The sequence below is a fragment of the Nonomuraea candida genome, from assembly GCF_000725485.1.
Lineage (GTDB): Bacteria > Actinomycetota > Actinomycetes > Streptosporangiales > Streptosporangiaceae > Nonomuraea > Nonomuraea candida.
Genome location: NZ_JOAG01000039.1, coordinates 49,004 through 69,747 on the forward strand (window position 1 = coordinate 49,004; position 20,744 = coordinate 69,747).

At 70.8% G+C, this 20,744-nt stretch carries 17 protein-coding genes, 1 tRNA gene and 1 pseudogene; 10 read left to right on the forward strand and 9 right to left on the reverse strand.

The window, feature by feature from the left end; genetic code table 11:
- Positions 1 to 77: 77 nt before the first annotated feature.
- Together IO39_RS32415 and IO39_RS32420 are read left to right on the forward strand one after the other, a co-directional pair.
- Positions 78 to 803, forward strand: a complete 726-nt coding sequence (locus IO39_RS32415) for an ABC transporter ATP-binding protein (RefSeq protein ID WP_043631109.1) — start codon at positions 78 to 80, stop codon at positions 801 to 803.
- The gene (locus tag IO39_RS32420) at positions 800 to 2,137 is read left to right on the forward strand and encodes an ABC transporter permease (protein ID WP_043631041.1); all 1,338 of its coding nucleotides are present in this window, start codon (positions 800 to 802) and stop codon (positions 2,135 to 2,137) included. The genes IO39_RS32415 and IO39_RS32420 overlap by 4 nt, the downstream gene beginning before the upstream one ends.
- Positions 2,138 to 2,445: 308 nt before the next feature.
- Here the strand turns inward: IO39_RS32420 and IO39_RS51170 are convergent, their stop codons facing one another.
- Positions 2,446 to 3,948 carry a serine/threonine-protein kinase gene (locus tag IO39_RS51170; RefSeq protein ID WP_157549170.1) on the reverse strand — a complete coding sequence of 501 codons (1,503 nt, stop codon included), beginning with the start codon at positions 3,946 to 3,948 and terminating at the stop codon, positions 2,446 to 2,448.
- A 314-nt stretch (positions 3,949 to 4,262) separates the two neighbouring features.
- On the opposite strand from IO39_RS51170, the gene IO39_RS53185 reads away from it, so the two are divergent.
- The 7 genes and pseudogenes from IO39_RS53185 to htpX all read left to right on the forward strand — a co-directional run bounded on the left by IO39_RS53185 (position 4,263) and on the right by htpX (position 13,575).
- On the forward strand, positions 4,263 to 5,486 hold the full coding sequence (locus tag IO39_RS53185) for a 4Fe-4S binding protein (protein ID WP_245642433.1): 1,224 nt from the start codon (positions 4,263 to 4,265) through the stop codon (positions 5,484 to 5,486).
- Positions 5,483 to 6,499, forward strand: coding sequence for an NADH-quinone oxidoreductase subunit J family protein (locus IO39_RS58135; RefSeq protein ID WP_245642431.1), 1,017 nt, complete (start codon positions 5,483 to 5,485; stop codon positions 6,497 to 6,499). Before IO39_RS53185 ends, IO39_RS58135 begins: the two co-directional genes overlap by 4 nt.
- Positions 6,499 to 6,801, forward strand: a pseudogene (nuoK, locus tag IO39_RS32440) (NADH-quinone oxidoreductase subunit NuoK); the annotation flags it as partial. The gene IO39_RS58135 and the pseudogene nuoK, both read left to right, overlap by 1 nt.
- Before the next feature lie 284 nt (positions 6,802 to 7,085).
- On the forward strand, positions 7,086 to 9,158 hold the full coding sequence (locus IO39_RS32445; protein WP_043631047.1) for an NADH-quinone oxidoreductase subunit 5 family protein: 2,073 nt from the start codon (positions 7,086 to 7,088) through the stop codon (positions 9,156 to 9,158).
- Between the two features lie 100 nt (positions 9,159 to 9,258).
- The gene (locus IO39_RS32450) at positions 9,259 to 11,028 is read left to right on the forward strand and encodes a complex I subunit 4 family protein (RefSeq protein ID WP_043631118.1); all 1,770 of its coding nucleotides are present in this window, start codon (positions 9,259 to 9,261) and stop codon (positions 11,026 to 11,028) included.
- Positions 11,025 to 12,569, forward strand: a complete 1,545-nt coding sequence (locus IO39_RS32455; protein WP_043631050.1) for an NADH-quinone oxidoreductase subunit N — start codon at positions 11,025 to 11,027, stop codon at positions 12,567 to 12,569. The genes IO39_RS32450 and IO39_RS32455 overlap by 4 nt, the downstream gene beginning before the upstream one ends.
- 154 nt (positions 12,570 to 12,723) lie before the next feature.
- Positions 12,724 to 13,575 carry a zinc metalloprotease HtpX gene (gene htpX, locus IO39_RS32460; protein WP_043631052.1) on the forward strand — a complete coding sequence of 284 codons (852 nt, stop codon included), beginning with the start codon at positions 12,724 to 12,726 and terminating at the stop codon, positions 13,573 to 13,575.
- A 193-nt stretch (positions 13,576 to 13,768) separates the two neighbouring features.
- Here the strand turns inward: htpX and IO39_RS32465 are convergent, their stop codons facing one another.
- Both IO39_RS32465 and IO39_RS32470 read right to left on the reverse strand, forming a co-directional pair.
- Positions 13,769 to 14,260 (reverse strand): YajQ family cyclic di-GMP-binding protein, encoded by a 492-nt coding sequence (locus tag IO39_RS32465; protein ID WP_043631054.1) that lies wholly within the window; start codon positions 14,258 to 14,260, stop codon positions 13,769 to 13,771.
- Between the two features lie 182 nt (positions 14,261 to 14,442).
- On the reverse strand, positions 14,443 to 14,784 hold the full coding sequence (locus tag IO39_RS32470) for a hypothetical protein (RefSeq protein ID WP_043631057.1): 342 nt from the start codon (positions 14,782 to 14,784) through the stop codon (positions 14,443 to 14,445).
- Between the two features lie 661 nt (positions 14,785 to 15,445).
- Between IO39_RS32470 and IO39_RS32475 the strand changes: the two genes are divergently transcribed.
- A tRNA-Tyr gene (locus tag IO39_RS32475) sits at positions 15,446 to 15,530 on the forward strand.
- A gap of 226 nt (positions 15,531 to 15,756) precedes the next feature.
- Here IO39_RS32475 and IO39_RS32480 read toward each other — a convergent pair.
- Genes IO39_RS32480 through IO39_RS32500 form a run of 6 tightly spaced genes read right to left on the reverse strand, consistent with a single transcriptional unit; the run spans position 15,757 to position 20,670 of the window.
- Positions 15,757 to 17,121: a tyrosine-type recombinase/integrase gene (locus tag IO39_RS32480; protein ID WP_043631059.1), complete on the reverse strand. Its 1,365-nt coding sequence runs from the start codon at positions 17,119 to 17,121 to the stop codon at positions 15,757 to 15,759.
- A complete protein-coding gene (locus IO39_RS32485; protein ID WP_043631062.1) occupies positions 17,118 to 17,306 on the reverse strand; it encodes a helix-turn-helix transcriptional regulator in 189 nt (62 codons plus the stop codon). The genes IO39_RS32480 and IO39_RS32485 overlap by 4 nt, the downstream gene beginning before the upstream one ends.
- The gene (locus tag IO39_RS32490) at positions 17,303 to 18,913 is read right to left on the reverse strand and encodes a replication initiator (protein WP_043631064.1); all 1,611 of its coding nucleotides are present in this window, start codon (positions 18,911 to 18,913) and stop codon (positions 17,303 to 17,305) included. Before IO39_RS32490 ends, IO39_RS32485 begins: the two co-directional genes overlap by 4 nt.
- A complete protein-coding gene (locus IO39_RS55055) occupies positions 18,910 to 19,062 on the reverse strand; it encodes a hypothetical protein (RefSeq protein ID WP_157549172.1) in 153 nt (50 codons plus the stop codon). Before IO39_RS55055 ends, IO39_RS32490 begins: the two co-directional genes overlap by 4 nt.
- The gene (locus tag IO39_RS32495) at positions 19,055 to 19,255 is read right to left on the reverse strand and encodes a hypothetical protein (protein WP_043631066.1); all 201 of its coding nucleotides are present in this window, start codon (positions 19,253 to 19,255) and stop codon (positions 19,055 to 19,057) included. The genes IO39_RS55055 and IO39_RS32495 overlap by 8 nt, the downstream gene beginning before the upstream one ends.
- Positions 19,252 to 20,670 (reverse strand): FtsK/SpoIIIE domain-containing protein, encoded by a 1,419-nt coding sequence (locus IO39_RS32500; RefSeq protein ID WP_043631068.1) that lies wholly within the window; start codon positions 20,668 to 20,670, stop codon positions 19,252 to 19,254. Before IO39_RS32500 ends, IO39_RS32495 begins: the two co-directional genes overlap by 4 nt.
- Between the last annotated feature and the right edge of the window lie 74 nt (positions 20,671 to 20,744).

A 20,744-nucleotide genomic window follows, 5' to 3' on the forward strand; every position in this document is an offset into this window, starting at 1 on the left:
AGACAGGGGGTGCGTCAGGGGTTGATCAGGGGGATGCCGGATGTTCGCCGGGGGTGATCGTCAACAGACTCGTGATCATGAATGACAGCGCGGTCCTCCTTCAGGAAGTGACCAGGACATACGGCAGAGGCGCCACAGAGGTCGCCGCGCTCCGCCAGGTCACCATCGGCTTCCCGAAGGGCAGCTTCACGGCCGTCATGGGGCCCTCGGGCTCGGGGAAGAGCACGCTGCTCCAGTGCGCCTCGGGGCTGGACCGCCCCCAGTCGGGCGCCGTCCGCATCGCCGGGGACGACATCACCCGCCTGCCGGAGAAGGAGCTGGCCGTGCTCCGCCGCGACCGGATCGGCGTCATCTTCCAGGCGTTCAACCTGGTGCCGTCACTGACCGCCTGGCAGAACGTGATCCTCCCGAGCCGCCTGGCCCGGCGCCGGCCAGACCCGGCGCACGTGCGTACGCTGCTGCACCGCGTCGGCCTGGCGGGACGAGAGGGACACCGCCCGGCGCAGCTCTCCGGCGGCCAGCAGCAGCGGGTGGCGATCGCCCGCGCGCTGCTCGGCAGGCCGGAGGTGCTCTTCGCCGACGAGCCGACGGGCGCGCTCGACCGCGGCACCGGCCACGACGTGCTGGCGCTGCTGCGCGAGGCGGTCGACGGGTTCGGGCAGACGGTCGTGATGGTCACGCACGATCCCGAGGCCGCCGCCCGGGCCGACACGGTGGTGTTCCTGACCGACGGGCGCATCGTGGACGTGCTCGACCGGCCCTCGCCCGACCAGATCGGGCTCCGGCTGGGCGGACGCCGATGATCCTCCTGCTGGCCTGGAACAACGTGCGGACCAACAGGGCCGGGTTCGCCTTCTCGTTCCTGGCGGTGGTCCTGGCCGTGACGCTGGTGGGCGGCAGCGGCCTGCTCGTCGTCGCCGCCGGCTCGGTCGGCGAGCTGAACGGCGTCATGGGCCTGCTGGTGCTGTCCGCGCTGGTGTCGGGGTTCGTGTCGGTCTTCGTGGTCGCGGGCATGCTGAGCATGAACGTGCTGCGGCAACGCAGGACGTGGGGCCTGCTGCGGTCGGTCGGCATGACGCCCGGGCAGGTGCGCCGGCTGGTCATGGCCGAGGCGCTCGTGGTCGCCGTGCTGGCGTCCGCGGCCGGCTGCCTGCTGGCCATGCCGTACGCCGCGACCATGGCGGCGTTGATGCGCGGGTCCGGGCTGGCCCCCGGCGGCATCCCGCTGGAGCTCACGCCTGGGCCGTTCGTCCTGGCCCTGGTCGTCGGGGTGGTGGTGACGTCGCTGGCGGCCCGGTCGGCCGCGCGCAAGGCGGTGCGCGTCGGGCCGCTGGAGGTGCTGCGCGACAGCGCGGCGCAGCAGCGGCTCCTGCCGTGGCCCAGGGCCGTGACCGGGGTGGTGGCGCTGGCCGGCGGGGCCGTGGTGTTGTGGCTGGTGCCCCAGGTGAACGAGCGGTCACAGGCCCCGACCGCGCTGGGGGCCACGATGGCGCTCTGCGTGGCCGCGTCCGCGCTGGGCCCCGTGGTGCTGCGCGGGATGGGCGCGCTGCTCGGAGCGCCGGTGGCCTGGCTGGACCCGGGCGCGGGCCTGCTCGCCCGGTCCGCGCTGATCGCGCAGCCGCGCCGGGCGATGTCGGCCGCGTCCCCGGTGATGCTGACGATCGCGCTGGCGTGCACCTTCCTGTTCGCCGTCACGACGGCGGACGTGGCGGCGGGCGTGACCCGTACCGGCCCCGCGGCCTGGGCCGCGCCCGTGCTGGTGGGGTCGGCGGTGGCGTACACGGTGATCTCCGTCCTGAACGCGACGGCCATGTCGATGGCCGAGCGCACCGGTGAGCTCCGGCTGCTGCGCTCGGTCGGTACGACGCCGCGCCAGCTCACCAGAGCCGTCTGCTGGGAGTCGCTGATCGTGACGTGCGCCGGCGCCCTGCTCGGCACGGGCATCGCCGCCGCCTCCCTGACCGCCCTGGGCACGGCCATGACGGGCGAGCCCTGGTTCGCCTATTCCCTGCCGCAGTACGCGGGCCTGCTCCTGATCTGCCTGGCCAGCGGCCTGACCGGAGCCCTGACCGCGACACGAAACGCCCGCCGAGCCCCCCTCCTCTCCATCCCCACGAAAGACCACGCCACCAAGTAGCGGCCGAAGCGGCAGAGGGACGGACGTCACCGGGGGACTGGGTCAGACGGACGACAGAGACCGAGGGGATCAGAAGGCTCCCGAAGAGACGCCGACGGGGATCAGGAGGACCGCAGAGACACTCATAGGGATCAGGAGGACCTCAAAGAGGCACCCACAGGATCAGGAGGACCCCAAAGAGACACCCACAGGGATCAGGAGGACCGCAGAGACACGCACAGGGAACAGGAGGACGGCAGAGAGACACGCGGAGGGGTCAAGAGGACGGGCAGGGAGGCGCGGGCGGAGGTCACTCGCGGGCGGATCGGTCACTCGCGGACGATCGCCAGCATCACGTCAGAGGCCGAGGGCCGCTCATCCGGACGTTTGTTCAGGCACGTCCCCACGATGCCGCGTAACGCGGGCGGCAGCGGCGACAGGTCGGGGTGGAAGGTCAGCACCCGGTTGAACACCGCGGGCACGGTGTCCTCCCCGAACGCCGGCCGCCCCGTGGCCGCGAACATCATCGTGACGGCCCAGCTGAACACATCGGAGGCCGGCCCCACCGCCTCGCCCGTCAACTGCTCGGGCGACATGTACGGCGGCGTGCCGACCATCTTCCCCGACGTCATCGTCACCTGGTCAAGGGCGCGCGCGATCCCGAAGTCGATCACCCGTGGCCCGTCGTGCCCGATCAGCACGTTGCTCGGCTTGAAGTCGCGATGCACGACCCCGGCCTTGTGGATGGCCGCCAGCGCCCCCGCCGTGGACAGCGCCAGCCGCGTCAGGCCGTCCTCGTCACGCGGCCCGTGCTTCTTGACGAGCTGTTCGAGCGACGGCCCTTCCACGTATTCGCTGACGATGTACGCGTGCTGCCCGCTGATGTTCACGTCGAGCACCCGGGCCGTGGAGAACGTCGCCACCCGCTGCGCCGCCTCCACCTCCCGCGCGAACCTGGCCCGAGCCGTCTCGTCGACCAGATCGTGCAGCACCTTCACGGCGACCCGCGTGCCGTTGGGCGCCATGGCCAGATAGACCGCCCCCTGCCCGCCACGCCCCAGCGGCTGGAGCACCCGATAGTGCCCGATCCACTCCGGCTCTCCCGGCCGCCGCTGGTAGCTGGGCGAGGTCGTACGCTGCCGCAGGTCGTCAGCAGGCCCCGTCGTGCGCCCGCGCCCGTCGGAAGCGGGCCCGGAGGCGCGCCGCCGCCGGCCGGCGGGCGGAGCGGTGGAGTGGTGCCGCAGGTCCGCAGGCGAAGCGGTGGGGTGGTGGCGCGGGTCGTCAGGAGGCACGGTGGGGTGGTGGCGCAGGTCGTCAGGAAGTGCGGTGGCGTGATGCCACGGCTCGCCGGACGGGCCCGTGGTGCGGTGCCGCGGGTCGCCGGCCGCGCCACCAGAGTGGCGCCGCGGGTCGCCTGCCATGCCGCCGGCGTGGTGCCGCAGGTCGGCGGAGGGGCCGGTGGCGCGATCCCTCAGGTCCGCGGGCGGATATGCCGGCCCGGTGAGCCGGGCGCGCGCCATGAACGGCACCAGGATCGCCGAGTGGATGAGCCCGCCGATCCAGCTCAGCACGAGTCCCATCGTGACCAGCACGGAGAGCGTCGCCGGGAAATCCTCGTAATCCTCGTAGGAGACGGCCGCGATGAGGAACGACCCGATGCCGACGAAGTAGACGGCCGCGGCGACGCCGTGCCAGATGTTGCGCAGCCAGAACGCGGCGATCCCGATCGTGAACGGGGTCGCCAGCCCGCACGTGAACAGAGGCAGGCAGGCCCACACGACGGCGGCCGTCCACCTCAGGCCACTTGGGCGGACGGGATGGCTGTGCTGCATGGCGGAGAGACTATCGCCATGCCGCGGTTCATATCGGGCATGCGCACAGCTTGTGGATAACCTCCGGCCAGCCTGTGGACAGCTGTGGAAAAACTGGGGACAACGCGTCGGATCATTCACGAGCGCGGCCAAGTGCGCCATGATGTTGAACCATGGCGCGGATACCGGGAGTCGGACTGGCGAAGGGGCTGTCCATCACCCTTCGCCACATGCTGCGCAAGTCGGTGACTCAGCAATATCCCGAGGTCAAGCCCGATCTGCCGCCCCGCAGCCGAGGGGTGATCGCCCTTGTCGAGGAAAACTGCACCTCCTGCATGCTCTGCGCCCGGGAGTGCCCCGACTGGTGCATCTACATCGACTCCCACAAGGAGACGATCCCGGCCCCCGAAGGCGGCCGTCCCCGCCAGCGCAACGTCCTCGACCGCTTCGCCATCGACTTCGCCCTGTGCATGTACTGCGGCATCTGCATCGAGGTCTGCCCCTTCGACGCCCTCTTCTGGTCGCCGGAGTTCGAGTACGCCGAGGGCGACATCCGCAATCTTGTGTACGAGAAGGACAGGCTCACCGCCTGGGCCCAGACGGTCCCCCCGCCCCCGGCTCACGAGGTGGGCGCCGAGCCCCCGAAGGAGCTGACGGCGGCCCCACGCCGCCCCGCGCCCGGCCGCCCGGCCCGCACCCCTGCGGCGCCCCGCTCCCGTACCTCCGCCCCGGAAGGCGCCACCCCCACCTCCGCCCAGGAAGGCGACACCCCGACCTCCACCCCAAAGCCCGCCACCCCGGAAACCGGCGCCCCCGAGCCTTCAGGCACCTCAGACGTCCCGACGACAGGCGCCCACGCCGCTCCGGCGAGGCCCGCCCCCGGGCCCGCCACCCCAGGCGCCTCTGACGCTCCGGGCACCTCTGATGCTCCGGGCACCTCTGATGCTCCGGGCACCTCTGACGCTCCGGGCACACGCGCGCCCGGAGCCTCGCAGGCCCGCCCCCTCGACGACACGTCCTCGAACGCGCCCGGCGCTCCCGCGGCCCGCGCGTCCGAAGCTCCGGCGACCGGCGGCTCCGACGCCGGCCCCGGGGAGAGGCCGCCGTCGCGCACTCCAGGGGGACGCCCCCGTCGCCCGATGACGAACGTACGCGGCATCCGCCCCCCGGGCGCCCTCCCATCCACCCGGCCGCAGGGGGAGAGCCGGCCCCAGGAGCAGGGGGAGGACCAGCCGCAGGGGGAGGGCCAGGCGCAGAGGGAGGACCGGGCGCAGGGCGAGGGCCGCCCCGAGCGCGCCCACGAAGGCCACCCCGGACCGCAGAGCGGACCCGACCCCGAGAATCCGGAGGGCCGGGGACCGGATCAGGCTTCATCCACAGGACAGCCATCCTCCGAGAAGTTGTCCACAGCCTCGGGCCACCCGCCACCGGAGCCCGACCCCGAAGGGCAAACTTCTGCCGCGAGCCCGCGCAGACGCAAGATGGCCGATCCACGGTCCATTCGACCGCCGGGGCGGCTCGGCCCTGACGACACAAGGGAGTCCGAGGAGGAGTCGTGACCGAGGCGGTGCCCTCCTACCTGTCACCTACCGGGCAAGAGATCGTGTTCTTGCTCCTGGGCGCGGTAGCGGTTGGATCGGCGCTGCTCGTCGTCACGACCAGACAACTCGTCCACGCCGCCCTCTGGCTGGTGCTGTGCTTCGGTGCGCTGGCGGGCGGTTACCTCGTGCTGACCGCCGAGTTCGTGGCCTGGGTCCAGGTGCTCATCTACGTGGGCGCCGTGGTCGTGCTGATGCTGTTCGGCATCATGCTCACCCGCGCCCCCATAGGCCGCTCCACCGACCTCGACAGCGGCAACAAGCCGGTCGCGGCCCTGGTGGCGGTGGCGACGGCGGCGATCCTGGTCACGGTGGTGATCGACGGTTTCCGCACGGCATACACCCCGCTCACCCCTGGCGCCGGAGCCGCGAAGGAACTGGGCGCCAGCGTGTTCGCGACCTGGGTGCTCCCGTTCGAGGCGCTGTCCGTGCTGCTGCTGGCCGCACTGATCGGCGCCATCGTCCTGTCCCGTACGGACATCCCCGGCGGCTCTCCCGCACCCCCCACCCCCACCCAGCCGCCCGCCCCACCACGGCAACCCCCGCAACCACCGAAGACCCCGCCCGAGCACCCCCAGCCACCACCCGCCCCACCACCCGCCCCGCCATCCGAGCCGGCCGCACAGCCGCCTGCACCTCCTGGGGCGGCCGCACTCTCGTCCGAGCCGGCCCCATCTCCGCAAGGGCCGTCCGAGCCCTCGCAAGAACCACCCCGGCAACGGCAGGAACCACCCGGTCATCAACGGAACCCGGCGGGGCGATCAGACGCAGCACCCGGGGCCGCCCAAACTCCAGCCGGCCATCCACCGGCTCCTCACGAGCAACCGCAGGAACCGTCTGCGGCACCACCAGAGCTTCGCGATCAACCGCAGACGTCTGCCACGCCACCCGAGAGCACCTCGTCACCCGAGAGCACCTCGTCACCCGACCGGGCCGTGGACGGCCGGCCACCCGACCAGACCGGGGGTCACTAGTGCACATCGTCTACCCGGCGGTCGTCTCCGCGCTCCTCTTCTCCATCGGCGTCTACGGCGTGCTCGCCCGCCGCAACACGATCCTCGTGCTGATGTCGGTCGAGCTGATGCTCAACGCCGTCAACCTCAACCTGGTCGCGTTCGACGTGTGGCTGCGCGACCGCCTGCACAGCGGCCAGGTGCTCACGCTCTTCGTCATCGTCATCGCGGCCGCCGAGGTGGGCCTGGGCCTGGCGATCGTGCTGGCCCTCTACAGGAACCGCCGCACCGTCGACCTCGACCGCCTCCGCGACCTGGCCGAGCCCACCGGAGAGCCGGGCGCGGAGCCCACCGGCGACCTCACCGGCAAGCCCGGCGGGCCCGCCGACGGGCATTCCGGCAGCCCGGCGACCCGGCGCCTGCCGACGGGCGGCCACGCGGGCACACCACCCACGCCCGCCCACCCACAGCCCGCCCCTGCCGAAGCGGGCACCACCACCACTGACGACCCCGCCGGGTCGAGCGCCGACGACCATCGGCACGGGCGGCCGGCCCCCGAGCCCGACCAGGGCGACGAGCAGCCCGCCAGGCGAGGAGGCGGCACCCGATGACGACCTTCCCGCTGCTGACCGTGCTCCTGCCCTTCGCCGCGGCCTTCGCGGGCCTCCTGCTCTCCCGCCTGCCCCACCGCCGCACACCGGCCGGCGACCCCGCAACCCGGCACCAGGCAGGCGCGCCCACACCGCAACACGAAGCAGACGACACCACTCGGCACCGCCGAGCAGGCGACACCGTCACCCGGCACCGGCCAGAAACCGTCACCCGGCACCGGCCAGAAGACGTGGCGCCGCAACGCCGGGCGGGCGAACGGGCCAACCGCCGGGCCGCCTGGATCGCGATCATCCCCACGGCGCTCTCGGCGGTCCTGGCCGCGTGGCTGGCCTCGGGCCCGGGCCTGGCCTACTTCACCGGCACCGCCACCGCGGCCGCACCGCCGCCCACCGGCCAGACCTACGGGACGATCGTCACCGGCGGCATCCCGATCTCGCTCACCCTCCAGGCCGACGCCCTCTCCAGCGTCCTCGGCGTCCTGGTGACCCTGGTGGCCCTCGCCGTACAGGTCTACTCGGTCGGCTACCTCAAGGACGACCCGCGCTACCCCTCCTACAGCGCGTTCATCAGCCTGTTCACCAGCGCGATGCTCCTGGTCGTGTACGCGGGCGACCTCCTGGTCCTCTACGTGGGCTGGGAGATCATGGGCCTGTGCTCCTACCTCCTCATCGGCCACTGGTGGGAAGACCGGGGCAATTCGCGCGCCGCGGTGAAGGCGTTCCTCGTCACCCGTCTCGGCGACGTCGGCTTCCTGTTCGGCATCTTCGTGCTCGGCATGGCGGCCGGCAGCTTCCGCATCGCCGACGTGCTGGCCAAGGTGCCCGACATGTCCGCGGCCACGCTGGTCACGGCCACGCTGCTGCTGCTGGCGGGGGTGGCGGGCAAGAGCGCCCAGGTGCCGCTGCACACGTGGCTGCCCGACGCCATGGCGGGCCCGACCCCGATCAGCGCCCTGATCCACGCCGCCACCATGGTCGCCGCCGGCATCTTCATCGTGGCCAGGCTGTTCCCCGCCTTCCTCGCCGCCCGCCCCACGCTCGACGTGCTGGCCGTCATCGCCGCGCTGGGCATGCTGGGCGCCGCCCTGGCCGCGCTCGCCCAGGACGACCTGAAACGCGTGCTCGCCTACTCCACGGTCAGCCAGCTCTCATACATGGCCGGCGGCCTCGCCGCGGGCTCCGACACCGCGGCCGTCTTCCACCTGCTGACCCACGGCGCGTTCAAGGCCCTGCTGTTCCTCTGCGCCGGCGCGGTGATCCACCACGTCGGCTCCAACCTGATGACCCAGATGGGCGGCCTGCGCCGCGAGCTGCCGGTCACCTTCGTGACGATGACGATCGGCTTCGCCGCCCTGATGGGCATCCCTCCGGCCAGCGGTTTCTTCAGCAAGGACGGCGTCCTGCTGGCCATGTCGGACGCGCTGTCGGCCGGGCTGTCGGCCGGCGGCCTCACCGCCGCGGCCGCCCTCCTCCTGTACACCTGCGCGCTCGCGACCGTGGCCGTCACCGGCGCGTACGCCACCAGGGCCTGGCTGCGCACCTTCTTCGGCCGGCCGAGAGCCGTGGCGCTCCCGGAGCCGCCGCCCGGCTTCGCCCACGTGGTGGACGTCAGGGAGGCCCCGCGCACCATGCTGGTGCCCCTCGTCCTCCTCGCCGTCCCCGCCCTGCTGCTCGGCTTCGCCGGCGAGCCGCACCTCGACCTCGGCGTGGGCGCCGTCAGCGTCGTGCTCGCGCTGCTGGGCGCCGGGGCGGTCCACACGCTCTGGCGCCTCGACCCCATCGCCGACCCGGCCCGCCTGCTGGGCCCGCTGCGCACGCCGTGCGAGCGCGCGTTCTACCTGGACGCCCTCTACGCGGCGTGCGTCGTACGCCCGGTGCTGGCCCTGGCCAGGCTCGTCGTCACCACGGACGACAAGGTCGTGGACGGCGCCGTACGCGGCTCCGGCAGGTCGGCCCGGGGGCTGTCCGGGGTGCTGCGGCTGGCCCAGAACGGCAACGTCCAGCTCTACGTGAGCGGCGTCCTGGCAGGCGTCCTGTTGATCGCGGTGGGGGCGGTGGTGTTCGCGTGAGCGGCAGTGGCGTGCGGATCGGCGCGGGGCCGGGCGGTCGTGCCCGGGTGAAGGGTCGTGGCACGGGATCGGTGCGGGGCCGGGCGGTGGTGTTCGCATGATGGGCTGGATCTCCGTCGCGTTGCCGGCCGTGCCCCTGCTCGGCGCCCTCCTGCTCCTCCTGCCGCCGCGGACGCTGCGCGCCCCGCTCGGCACGTACGGGCTGATCTTCTCGGGCGTCACGCTGGCGCTCAGCCTGCTGCTCCTGGCGACGTTCGACTACGGCGCGGCGGCCCGGATGCAGTTCGAGGTCGACCGGCCGTGGGTCCCCGGGCTCGGGCTGCGCTTCCACCTCGGGGTCGACGGCATCTCGCTGCCGCTGGTCGTCCTGACGGCGCTGCTGACGTTCCTGTGCTTCGTCCACCTGAGCCGGGGCCGCACCCCACCCCGCACCCCCCGAGAACCCGCCGCCACCCAGCCGAGCGGCGGCCGGGCTGGCGGCGCGCTCATGAGCGCGCGCCCCAGAGCCCTGGTGTTCACGCTGCTCGTGCTCGAAGTGGGCATGATCGGCACCTTCCTCGCCCTGGACCTGCTGCTCTTCTTCGTGTTCTTCGAGATCGTCCTCATCCCGATGTACTTCCTGATCGGCATCTGGGGCGGCGCGGGCCGCAGGCCGGCCTCGATCAAGTTCATCCTCTACACGCTGCTCGGCTCGGTCGTCATGCTGCTCGGCCTGCTGCTGGTGTGGGCCCAGACCGGCACGCTCGACATCGTGGCGCTGAGCGCGTCGCACGGCGCCGGAATGGCGAGGTCCGTACAGATCCTGGCGTTCGTGGCGATCGGCATCGGCCTGGCCGTGAAGACGCCCATGTGGCCCCTGCACACCTGGCTGCCCGACGCCCACACGGAGGCTCCCACGGCCGGCTCGGTGCTGCTGGCGGGCGTGCTGCTGAAGATGGGCACGTACGGCTTCGCGCGGATCGCCATCCCGGTGCTCCCCGAGGGCGCGGCGGCCGTGGCGCCGTGGCTGGGAGCGTTCGCCGTGGTCGGCATCGTGTACGGCGCCCTGGCCTGCCTCGCCCAGCGCGACCTGAAACGCATGATCGCCTACTCCTCCGTCGGCCACATGGGCTTCGTCCTGCTCGGCTTCGCCACGCTGACCCCGGTCGGGATCAACGGCGCGCTGTTCGCCAACGTCGCCCACGGCCTGATCACCGGCCTGCTGTTCTTCCTGGCCGGCGCGCTCAAGGACCGCTTCCACACCTCGGAGATGCCCGCGCTGGGCGGCGGCCTGCTGGCGCGGATGCCGCGGCTGGGCTCGGTGCTCACGTTCGCGTCGATCGCCTCGCTGGGGCTGCCCGGGCTGGCCGGCTTCTGGGGGGAGATGCTGGCGCTGTTCGGGGCGTTCCAGCCGGCGAACGGGCTGCCGCGCGGGCTCTTCCTCACGTACATGGTGATCGGCGGGCTGGGCGCGGTCCTGACGGCCGCGTACTTCCTGGTCATGCTGTCCCGCGTCACCCACGGCCGCCCCCGGCCGCTCACCACCCCGTCCCCGACACCCGGCGAGAGCCCGGCCGGCGACGCCGCGGCGGCCGTGGACGACCGCCTGATCCCCGGCACCCCGGACGAACGCCCGGTCGCCCCTCTCGGCGGCACCCCCGCTCACCCGTCCGCCACGGCCACCCTCGCCCCGAGCCCAGCGGACAACCGCCTCGAATCCCAGCCGGCCGGACAGGACCCGGGGAAGGAGGCCCCGGGCGACATCAGCAGCCGCGAACTGCTGGCCTGGACCCCCTTGGTGATCCTCATCCTCCTCTTCGGCCTGTGGCCGGGCCTGCTGCTGTCGCTGACCACGCCGCCCGTGCAGACCCTGCTGGGAGTCCTCTCATGATCCAGCAGATCGACTACTTCCTCATCGCGCCGCCTCTGGTGCTCGCCCTGACGGCCGGCCTGGTGCTGCTGCTCGACGCGTTCCTCCCGGCCCGCCCGCGCACGAAGACCGGCCTCGGCCTGCTCACGCTCGGCGGCGTCCTGCTCGCCCTCGGCTTCGTCGTCGCGCAGGCGGTCGCGGCCGGCCCGGCGCGATCGACCTTCTGCGTGCCTCCCCACCTCGCCGGCGGCCCCGGCCGGTCCGCGGCGCTGTGCTCGTACGTCGTCGACGGGTTCACGCTGGCGTTCGCGGGCCTGGTGCTGGTGGCGGCCGTGGTGGTCGTCCTGATGTCGATGACGGAGCTGGCGGCCGGCGCCATCCCCGTGGGCGAATGGCACTTCCTGCTCCTGTGCACCCTCGTCGGCGCGGTGACCCTGCCCGCCTCCCGAGACCTGATCATGCTGGTGGTGGCGCTGGAGCTCGTCTCGCTCCCGATCTTCGCGCTCACCGCGATGAAACGCTACGACGGCCGCTCGTCGGAGGCGGCGGTGAAGCTGTTCGTCGTGTCGGTGGTCTCCACGGCGGTCATGCTGTTCGGCGTGTCGCTCCTGTACGGCATCGCCGGCTCGGTCTACCTGTCGCGCCTGGCGGCCGTGTTCGCCGGGCAGGCGGCGGCACCGGGAGCCGTGTCCGGGCCGGGCCTGCCCGCGGTCGTGACGGTCGGCGTCGTCCTCGTGGTGGCGGGCTTCGCCTTCAAGATCGCCGCCGTGCCGTTCCACTCGTGGGCCGCCGACGTCTACCAGGGCGCGCCCGTGCCGGTGGCCGCGCTGCTCTCGGTCGTCTCGAAGGCCGCCGGGTTCGCCGGGCTGATCCTCGTGCTGGTCACCGGCCTGTCCGGGCAGGCGGCCACCTGGGCCCCGATCGTGGCCATCGTCTCGGCGCTGACCATGACCGCGGGCAACCTGCTGGCCATGCGCCAGCGCTCGGCCGTACGCCTGCTGGCCTGGTCGTCGGTGGCGCAGTCCGGCTACATCCTCGCGCCGCTCGCGGTCGCGGCCGCGTCCGGCCCGGCGAACGCGCCGGGCGCGGTCGGCGCGTCCATGGCGTACCTGGTCATCTACGCCGCCATGAACCTGGGCGCGTTCGCGGTCGTCATGCTGGTCTCCAGGACCGCCGCCCGCAACGAGCTGGACGACTACCGCGGCCTGGCGCTGCGCCGGCCGGCGGCGGGCCTCACGCTGGCGTTCTGCCTGGTCTGCCTGGCGGGCCTGCCGCCGGGGCTGGCCGGGCTGTTCGCCAAGGTCTTCGTCTTCCGCGAGATCGTCCAGGGCGGGGCCGGCTGGCTGGCGGTGGTCATGGCCGTCAACACCGTCATCGGGCTGTACTACTACGCCGTCTGGACGGCCCGCCTCTTCGCCCCGGCGGGCGCGGCCGCTCCGTCGCCGTACCGGCCGCCTGTGACGGCCTGGCTGGCCGTGGGCCTGGCGCTGGCGGCGGCCGTGCTGTTCTCGATCGCCCCGCAACTCGCCTTCGACCTGACCTCCCTGTCAGCCTCCGGCTGACCCCCTCCACCCCCCACCCCTCCGCCGGCCTCCGGCCGTACGGCGACGCCGTACCGGAAAAGTCGCGCTCCGCCCCCAGCTGAGCACTCCGGGGAACGAAGAGCCGGGTCTTCGTCGTTGGACGTGGTGAACCCAGACCACGAAGGGGGGAACCTTGCACCACAACGGTCTGCGCACCGCCATCCTGCTCGGCGGGCTGTCGGCGCTGATTGTCACGGTGGGCGCGTGGTTGGGCGGCGGCACCGGTGCGCGGATCGCGTTCGTGCTCGCCCTGGTGGGCAACGGCGTCGCCTACTTCTTCTCCGACCGCATCGCGCTGTCGGCGATGCGGGCCAGACCTGTCAGCGAGGTCGAGCAGCCCACGCTCTACCGGATCGTCCGCGAGCTCTCCACCGAGGCCCGCCAGCCGATGCCCCGGCTCTACATCTCGCCGACGGTGCAGCCCAACGCCTTCGCCACCGGCAGAAGCCCCCGCCAGGCGGCGGTCTGTGTGACGTACGGGCTGACCAAGCTGCTCGACGAGGCCGAGCTGCGCGGGGTGATCGGGCACGAGCTGTCCCACGTCTACAACAGGGACATCCTCATCTCGTCCGTGGCCGGCGCGCTCGCCACCATGATCACGTGGCTCAGCTATGTGGCGGTGTTCTTCGGCGGTTCCGACGACGACGAGGGCCCCGGGTTCGTGGGCGCGCTGCTGATGATGGTGCTCGGCCCGGTGGCGGCGACGATGGTGCAGATGGCGATCTCCCGCACCCGGGAGTTCCAGGCCGACGAGTCGGGCGCCAGGCTCACGGGCGATCCGCTCGCGCTGGCCTCGGCCCTCCGCAAGATCGAGATGGGCGCCCGCCGGCTTCCGCTCCCCGAGAACAGCCGCCTCACCTCGGCCTCGCACATGATGATCGCCAACCCGTTCAGCGGCTCCGGCTTCGGCCGCCTGTTCTCCACCCACCCGCCCACCTCGGAGCGGGTCGCCCGCCTGGAGCGCATGGCCGGCTACCGCCGCTGACCCGGCCCACCCACGCCCGGAACCGGTCGCGGCGCACCCCGTACGCCCGCCGGCACCGCACCCGCCGGCGCCGCACCCGGAGCGGCCCGGGACACCAGGGGGGACACGCCGGTGGACGGCGCGTTCGGCCAGGTGTCCCGGATCCGCTCTCCGTGATCGTCGTGCCAGCTCGGGGCCGTACAGCATGCCTCTGCTAGCGGTAGTTCACGAATTGCAGGGCGATGTCCAGATCCTTGCCCTTGAGCAGGGAGATGACCTCCTGGAGGTCATCCTTCTTCTTCGAGCTGACCCGGAGCTCCTCGCCCTGAATCTGGGCCTTGATCCCCTTCGGCCCCTCATCACGGATCATCTTGGAGATCTTCTTGGCGTTCTCCTGATCGATGCCCTCCTTGAGGCTGATCAGCATGCGGTATTCCTTGCCCGACAGCTTGGGCTCACCCGCATCGAGCACCTTCAGCGACAGACCACGCTTGACGATCTTGTCCTTGAACACGTCGAGGGCGGCGTTGGCCCGCTCCTCGCTGTTCGCCTTGATCTCGATGTTGTTCTGCCCGGACCAGCTGATGCTCGCCCCGGTGCCCTTGAAGTCGAAACGGTGTCCGATCTCCTTGACCGTCTGATTGAGCGCGTTGTCGACCTCCTGGCGGTCGAGCTTGCTGACGATGTCGAAAGATGAATCGGCCAAAGCACCCATCCTCTCAGCTGCGGTGAAATCGGCCCGCACCTCGTACGCGCGGACCCAGCGAACGAGCCTAGCCAGCATCGGCCCGACGTGCAGGACGCCGTCCCCTCGCTGGCTCCGTACGCAGAAGATCACACCCCGCCCGCCCGTCACCTCAGGGCGTGTCCGAAGCCGCGCGAACGCCCCTAAACGGCGTCTTTCCTCAGCAGCTGATCGAGCTTCAGATCCAGGTGATGAAGGCCACTGCGGATGTCGTCGAGCCGATCGAGCAACTGCGAGTGACCGGAGGCGTAGTAGTCGTTGGCCTGCCACCGCAGCCCGGTGATCTCCACACTGAGCGCCTCCAGGTCATCGGCCATCTCCCGCTGCAGTTCGGCAACCGTGGCCTTCCCCCGACCAGGACGCTCCGACTCCAGCGTGGACTCCGGCACCGCGTCCAGCTCGTCGTCCCGCTGATCGGAAGGCGCGCCCGCCTCGAGTGCCTGCATGCGCCGCCTGAGGTTGAGGATCTCTGCCTCTACGTCCACGAACCCTGCCTAGTGCGTTTGTGCGGTACCGGGAAAGGAGGGGGCTGGCCGTTCTGCCCGGGCCCGGGAGGACTGCGGGCCCATGGTGGCAGATCAAGCCCGCACACGCCTGCCAGATCCACCGTCGGGACCCAGCTTTTTCTCCCCGCACCGCAGCCCTCCACCAGCAAAAGAACCGATACGTCCACCCCAGCTCCACCTCGCCGGGAGAGCCACCAATCCCCACCTTCGCCCCGCCCTGCCCCCAACGCCCCGGAACCACCCACCAGCAGAACCAGCGCCGGCCCGCAGGCCCGCCCGCCATGGGCCGCCTGCGACGGGAACGTCAAACCCTGACAACCCGCCTGTCCTCCCGGCCCCGCACTCCTCCAACATCCACATCCCTCCAGACACTCTTCGCGCCCTCCTGCTGCTTCCTGGCGCGTCTGGGGCAGGGGTACCCAATGGGGAACCGCGAACAGGGCGCTCGCGGGCTCTGAGCCGCTCAAGCCCCTGAACGAGACGACGACACGACCAAGCCCCACCCCGACAGTCCGGGCGCAGGACGGCCACGGCTACGGCGATACCAGGACGACCCGGACAGGGCTCGGGACAAACCGGTGTCACGTGCACCTCGGAAGTCCGCTATTCTTCTTTCTGTCGCCGCGAGAGCGGAAGACAAGGCAGGTTGCCCGAGTGGCCAAAGGGAGCGGTCTGTAAAACCGTCGGCTCAGCCTACGCAAGTTCGAACCTTGCACCTGCCACCAGCAGTAGCTGCAGGTCAGAGGCCCTTCGGGGCCTCTTCTGCGTTTCAGGGGCATGCAGCCATGAGCCGCCCTGAGCGGCCGTTTGTCGCTGGTCGCGCAATATACGCGCAATGATCTTGGGTGTGTTTTTCCCTGGTCGGGGTGGGCTTTTCGGAGGTTGATGTACCCCTGAGACGCAAGCGAGCCCCGGAGATCGTCCGGGGCTCGGTGTGCGGGAGAGGCAACGTCAGGCCGCCAAGGCGTCGGCTATCCGGCGGTTCGCGATCTCCTGTTGGCCGTCGATGCACTTGGCGTAGACCCGCAGGAGGACGTCAACGCTGTGGCCGGCCCGCTCGGCCACCTCGGGAGCCGAGACGCCCGCGTTGAGCCAGAGGGACACGGCCGCATGTCGGAGGTCGTACGGTCGTTTGGCGAGTGGAGAGGCGACCTGGGAGGGCGTCAGGGCCAGCTTGCGGGCTTCCTGCCAGACCTCTGTGTAAGCCGTTGAGGCGACGATCCCGCCGCGCTCGCTCTGGAAGAGTCGTCCGTCGGGGCCAAGGCCGAACTCCTCGATGTGTTGCCGAAGGATCTTCACCAGAGTTGGCGGGATGGGCACGGGACGCACGTCGTCACGTCCCCGGTGCTTGAGCCCGCGTTCCTCGTGGGCGTCTCCGGTGTCTGTCCACTGTCTGTTGACCTCAGGGCGTGATACGTCGATGAGGAAGCGTCCCCAGCCGGTTGCCGGAAGGTCGCAGTCCTCCCTGCGGAGGGCGATGGCTTCGGCGGGGCGTAGAGCCGCGTAGTACATGCAGGCGAACAGGGGCATGAGCCGCCGGCCTCGCCCCCGCCTGCCTACGTAGGTCACCGCGGTCAGCAGCTCTTGCGCCTGGCGAGGGTTCACCACGATTCGCGGGTCGACTGTCTCAGTCGTCTTGGCAGGCTTCCATTTGATCCGGTGCAGCGGATTTGCCGAAAGCTCTTCCAGCTCCACGGCGTACTCCAGAAGCGCGTGCAGCACGGCACGCTTGCGCCTGATCGTGTTCGCGCTAGCGGCCTTGCCATCCAGCCGGAGCGCGATCGCGTCGAGTGCCAACCGGACGGTCTTGGCCTCGCCGAGGGTGGCCATATCGAGCGAGGCGCTTTCGAGCCAGCGGATCACTCGTGCTGCGTCCGGGGGAGGAACGGGGCGTTTGCTCTTGGGGAGGAGCGCGTACTTACGCAGGGCCGTCCGCAGCGACTCGATGTCAGGGCGTCCGGGGCGGTCCTTTACGAGGGCGGGGAGTGCCGTGGAGAGGGCGTCCGAGATGCTGTCGCGGGTCTTGGCCGCCGCGTGAGGCCACTTCATTTCTATGTACGCCCGGACGAAGTCAAATATCGTACGGGCGCTCTTGGCCTGCAGCATGGACAGGGGGAGCCCTGTGTCGATGTCGAACGGTTCGCCACGCTTGGCCGCCTGCCGGAGGTCGGACAGGAGGCTTTCCGCGAGCGCCTTGGTTCTGAGGGTCTTCGACTTCTGTCGACCGCCGACCTTCCAGCGGACGACGAAGGACGGTGTCTTGCTGGACTCGTTCCGAGTGATCGTCCAGAACTTCACGTCGTAGGAGGTGTTCACGCCGCCTCCCGGAGGTTTTCCAGCCATGCTGTGAGCTCGCTGCGGTAGATGCGGATCTCTCCGTTGGGCAGCTTGAAGCCCTGGGGCGCCTTGCCGATCTCACGCCAGCGGTAGAACGTCCGGCGCGAAATGCCGCCAAGTGCGTCGAGGATTTCGGGGACCGTCATCAGCTTGTCGTCCTTCATGCCGCCCTCCCTTCGATTGCCGGAAGATCTTGGCCCGCTGCTTGGGCTTCGAGTTGGGCCATGTGGGCTCGCCAGCGTTGGCGTTCGGCCACGGTGCGGAGGAGACGGACGGCCAGCGGCGGCACGTTGGCGTCTCCGGCCGGGACGGGCCTCCACACGTAGCGGTGTGGGTCTGGTGCTTGGTCGGTCTGGCCGAGGGCTTCCAGGACCCAGGTGCGGCGGTCCTGCTTGTGTTCGGCCAGGGTCTTGTTCGACCACTTGCGGGAGACCAGGACGCGGCGTCCGGCGTAGCCGAGGTGTTGGGGCTTGTGGGCCTTGCCACGGCACCGCCCCGGGACCATTCCGGCCTTGGCTCCCTTGGGCTGTACGCCGTAGCGGAGCCAGTTGGCGCAGGTGGGCGAGCAGGGTTCGAAGCGCAGTGCCTCAGCCAGGCGGGCAGCATGATCGCGGCGAGCCGGGTCGTCGGCGTCGAGGCTTTCGCCAAGTGACTTGGTCAGGTACTTCGACAGGTAGCGGATGCACTGGTCGGCGTCGGGAGTGCCGGCCAGGACGCCTTGCACGTCCACCTGGGTGCCGAAGCGGATCACGTGCAGGGGTTCGGCCGTTTCGTCGGCGTCGAGCTGGTCGAGGGCTTCGTCCCAGGTGGGCAGGACCTCGCCCGTGGCCGGATCGACGTAACCGGTCTGGTCGTTCCAGACGGGCAGGTGTTCGCCGTCGAAGACGACCCGGTCGGCCGGGGGCCACCACACCTGGTGGTAGGTGGCCGCCGCGATCTGCTTGATCTCGGCTCGGGGCAGGGTACCTCTGATCGCCATGTGCAGGTGTGGCGCGAGCCGCTTCTGAGGCTCCACGGCGGCGAAGTACTGCACGTCGTACCCCGCGACCCGTCGAAGGTTCTGGACGAAGCGATCGACCAGCTTGGAGAAGTGCAGCGCGTCCCGAGCCGCCCGCGTGTAGTCGTACGTCCCGGGATCGACGGGGACGCCGTCGCGGATCTTGCCGTAGCTGGGCAGGGTCAGCGTGATGAAGAGCGATGGGCGGTAGACCTTGCCGTCCGAGCTGGTGAACGTTCGGCCGAGGGTCGTGTTGGTCATCTTGCGCCGGGGCAGGTCCGGCGCGTCCTGGCGGCGTCGGGTTGATCGGGCGCGCTTTGCGGTCGTCCGGCCGAGGACATTGCCGCGCATTCCGGAGGCGTTGATCTCGTCGTCCAGGCCGGAGAGGACGGCGTCCAGCTCGGTGGTGTCTTCACCGGCCTGCTCGGCGCTGTCACGGCGGGCTTGCATGTCGGCGCGGAACTCAATCAGCCAGTGTTGTTCGTCGTTCGGCTCGTCCGGCGTGACGGCCGGTTCGTGGTCGAGATGCCAGCCTTCCCGACATTGCGCCATGCGGAGTTGCCGGTTGCGCTTGGCGCACGGCGGGCAGACGGCCTCCATCGTGGCCCCGCAGGGGACATCGATGATCTCGTTCTGCCCGGTCTGGAGGTCCATGCGCCTGAGTGCGACGGGGCGGATGCACACGCCGTACTGCTTGGCGACCTCCAGAGCGACGTCACGCGCCCACGGCATCCTCAGCCGTTCGGCCCGGGGCAGAGCGCGATCGTAGGTCATCGCTCCTCCCCTTCGTCGGCGACGATGAGAGCGCCCTGACCGCATTCGCGGCACTCGACGGCGCCGGGCTCCAGGTCGAGCCAGAGGGTGTTGTCGCAGAGGCAGGACGAGCAACGCAGCCCTTCCAGCAGGTAGGCCATGTCACGCATCGGGACTCACCTCCGTCTCGGTCATCTCGGCGCACAGCCGGTATCGGTCGTCGTAGGGGTGGGCGAGCACGTGGGCCTGGAAGAGCTCGAAGACCCGCATGCGGGGTAGGTCGCGAGCCGTCAGCAGGACCATCAGCGAGCGGCCGGCGACGAGGTCGAGTTCGTCGGCGGTGCCGTGGAAGCAGACCCTCATGCGGCCCTCCCGAAGGCATCGGCCATGGCACGGATGTCCTGATCGGAGACGTACGCGGCGCGGACGCGGATTGGCTCGGGACTGGTCTCCAGCCGGACATAGCCCACCCCCGCGCCCAGCTCCGGGACGGGTGAGATGTGATCGGCCAGCGCGCCACGGTCGCGTGCGCCGTCACCGAGGACCATGTCCACCTGTTCCGACTCGTCCAGCCGGAGCGCGATCTTGTCGGGGAACAGGTTGCGGATGTTCATGACCTCCTTGCGCGGGTCCTGGAGAGCCGCGAGGACGCTGACGCCGACCGCTCGGCCCTGTGTGGTGAGCGTGGCCAGCGCGGCGCTGATGCGCTGCCGGAGCTGGCGGTCTGTCTGGTACGCGGTCAGGAACGCCACTTCGTCGACCACGACCAGGACGAACGGGTCCTCGACGGTCGGCGTGTGGGAGCGCTGGAGGCATGCGAAGCGTGCGGCCCGTTTCTGCATGATGTTGACGGCCTGGTCGAGCAGGTCGGCGCACTCTTCTGGCGTGGCGGCGTACCGTGAGCCGAACAGGGCGCGGCCGTAGGACAGTTCCATGAGCTTGGGGTCCAGCGCCCAGAGCTCGGCCAGGCCCTCAGCCACGGCGGGGAGGAGCCCGCGGATCGCGGACCACAGGATCGAGCCCTTGCCGGCCCCGGTCGCGCCGGCCACGAGGACATGGGTGCCGTGCACCTTGAGTAGCCAGGGTTGGCCGCCTTCACATTTGCCGACCTCGATCGCATCCACCGTGGCCGCGTGGGGCATGGGACGGGCCGGGATGGGGATGGCCAGCGGATCGTGCCGTGGGAAGGTCAGGCTGAGCCGTCCGGCCTTGGCGAGGGCGACGCGGCAGGAGGTAGCGCCGAAGCCCTGGGCAAGGTGGTCGACGCGATCGGCCCAGTCCTTGACCGCCTGGCCCTTGAGCATGCGCACGGTGACCAGGTCGGCCCACGGGGTGCAGGTGACTTTGCCGAGGCGGGGCAGGTAATCACGTCCTCGAAGGTTCCTGCCGAGGCCGGAGACGATCATCACGGGCTGCCAGTGCCGCCGGTAGATCCAGACCAGCCGCCACCAGGCTTGCAGGCGGCGACCGATCAGACGGACGAACGACCCGCGATCGGTCAGCGCCCAGGCGGCCAATCCGACGGATGTGGGCGCGGTCAGAAGGAGTGCGGTCTGCCAGCCGTACAGGAGGGTGAGCGCGCCCGGAGCGACGGCGGCGAGCATGGCGATGGGGTGTCGCCAGGTTGTCCGGATCAGTCCGGCCACGACACGCGCGGCGAAGATGATCAGGGTGAAGATGGCGGGCGTGGTGACGACGGCCGGGCGGAAGACGACGGCCGTGTCGGGCGTGGTGGTGACCAGGTCGCGTGCCTGGTCGCCGGGGAGTCGCCTGAACATAAGCTTGATGCCTCTCGTGATGTGGAAGTCAGGGGAGAACCGAAGGGGCCGCCGGAAGTTGGCGCTTCTGGCGG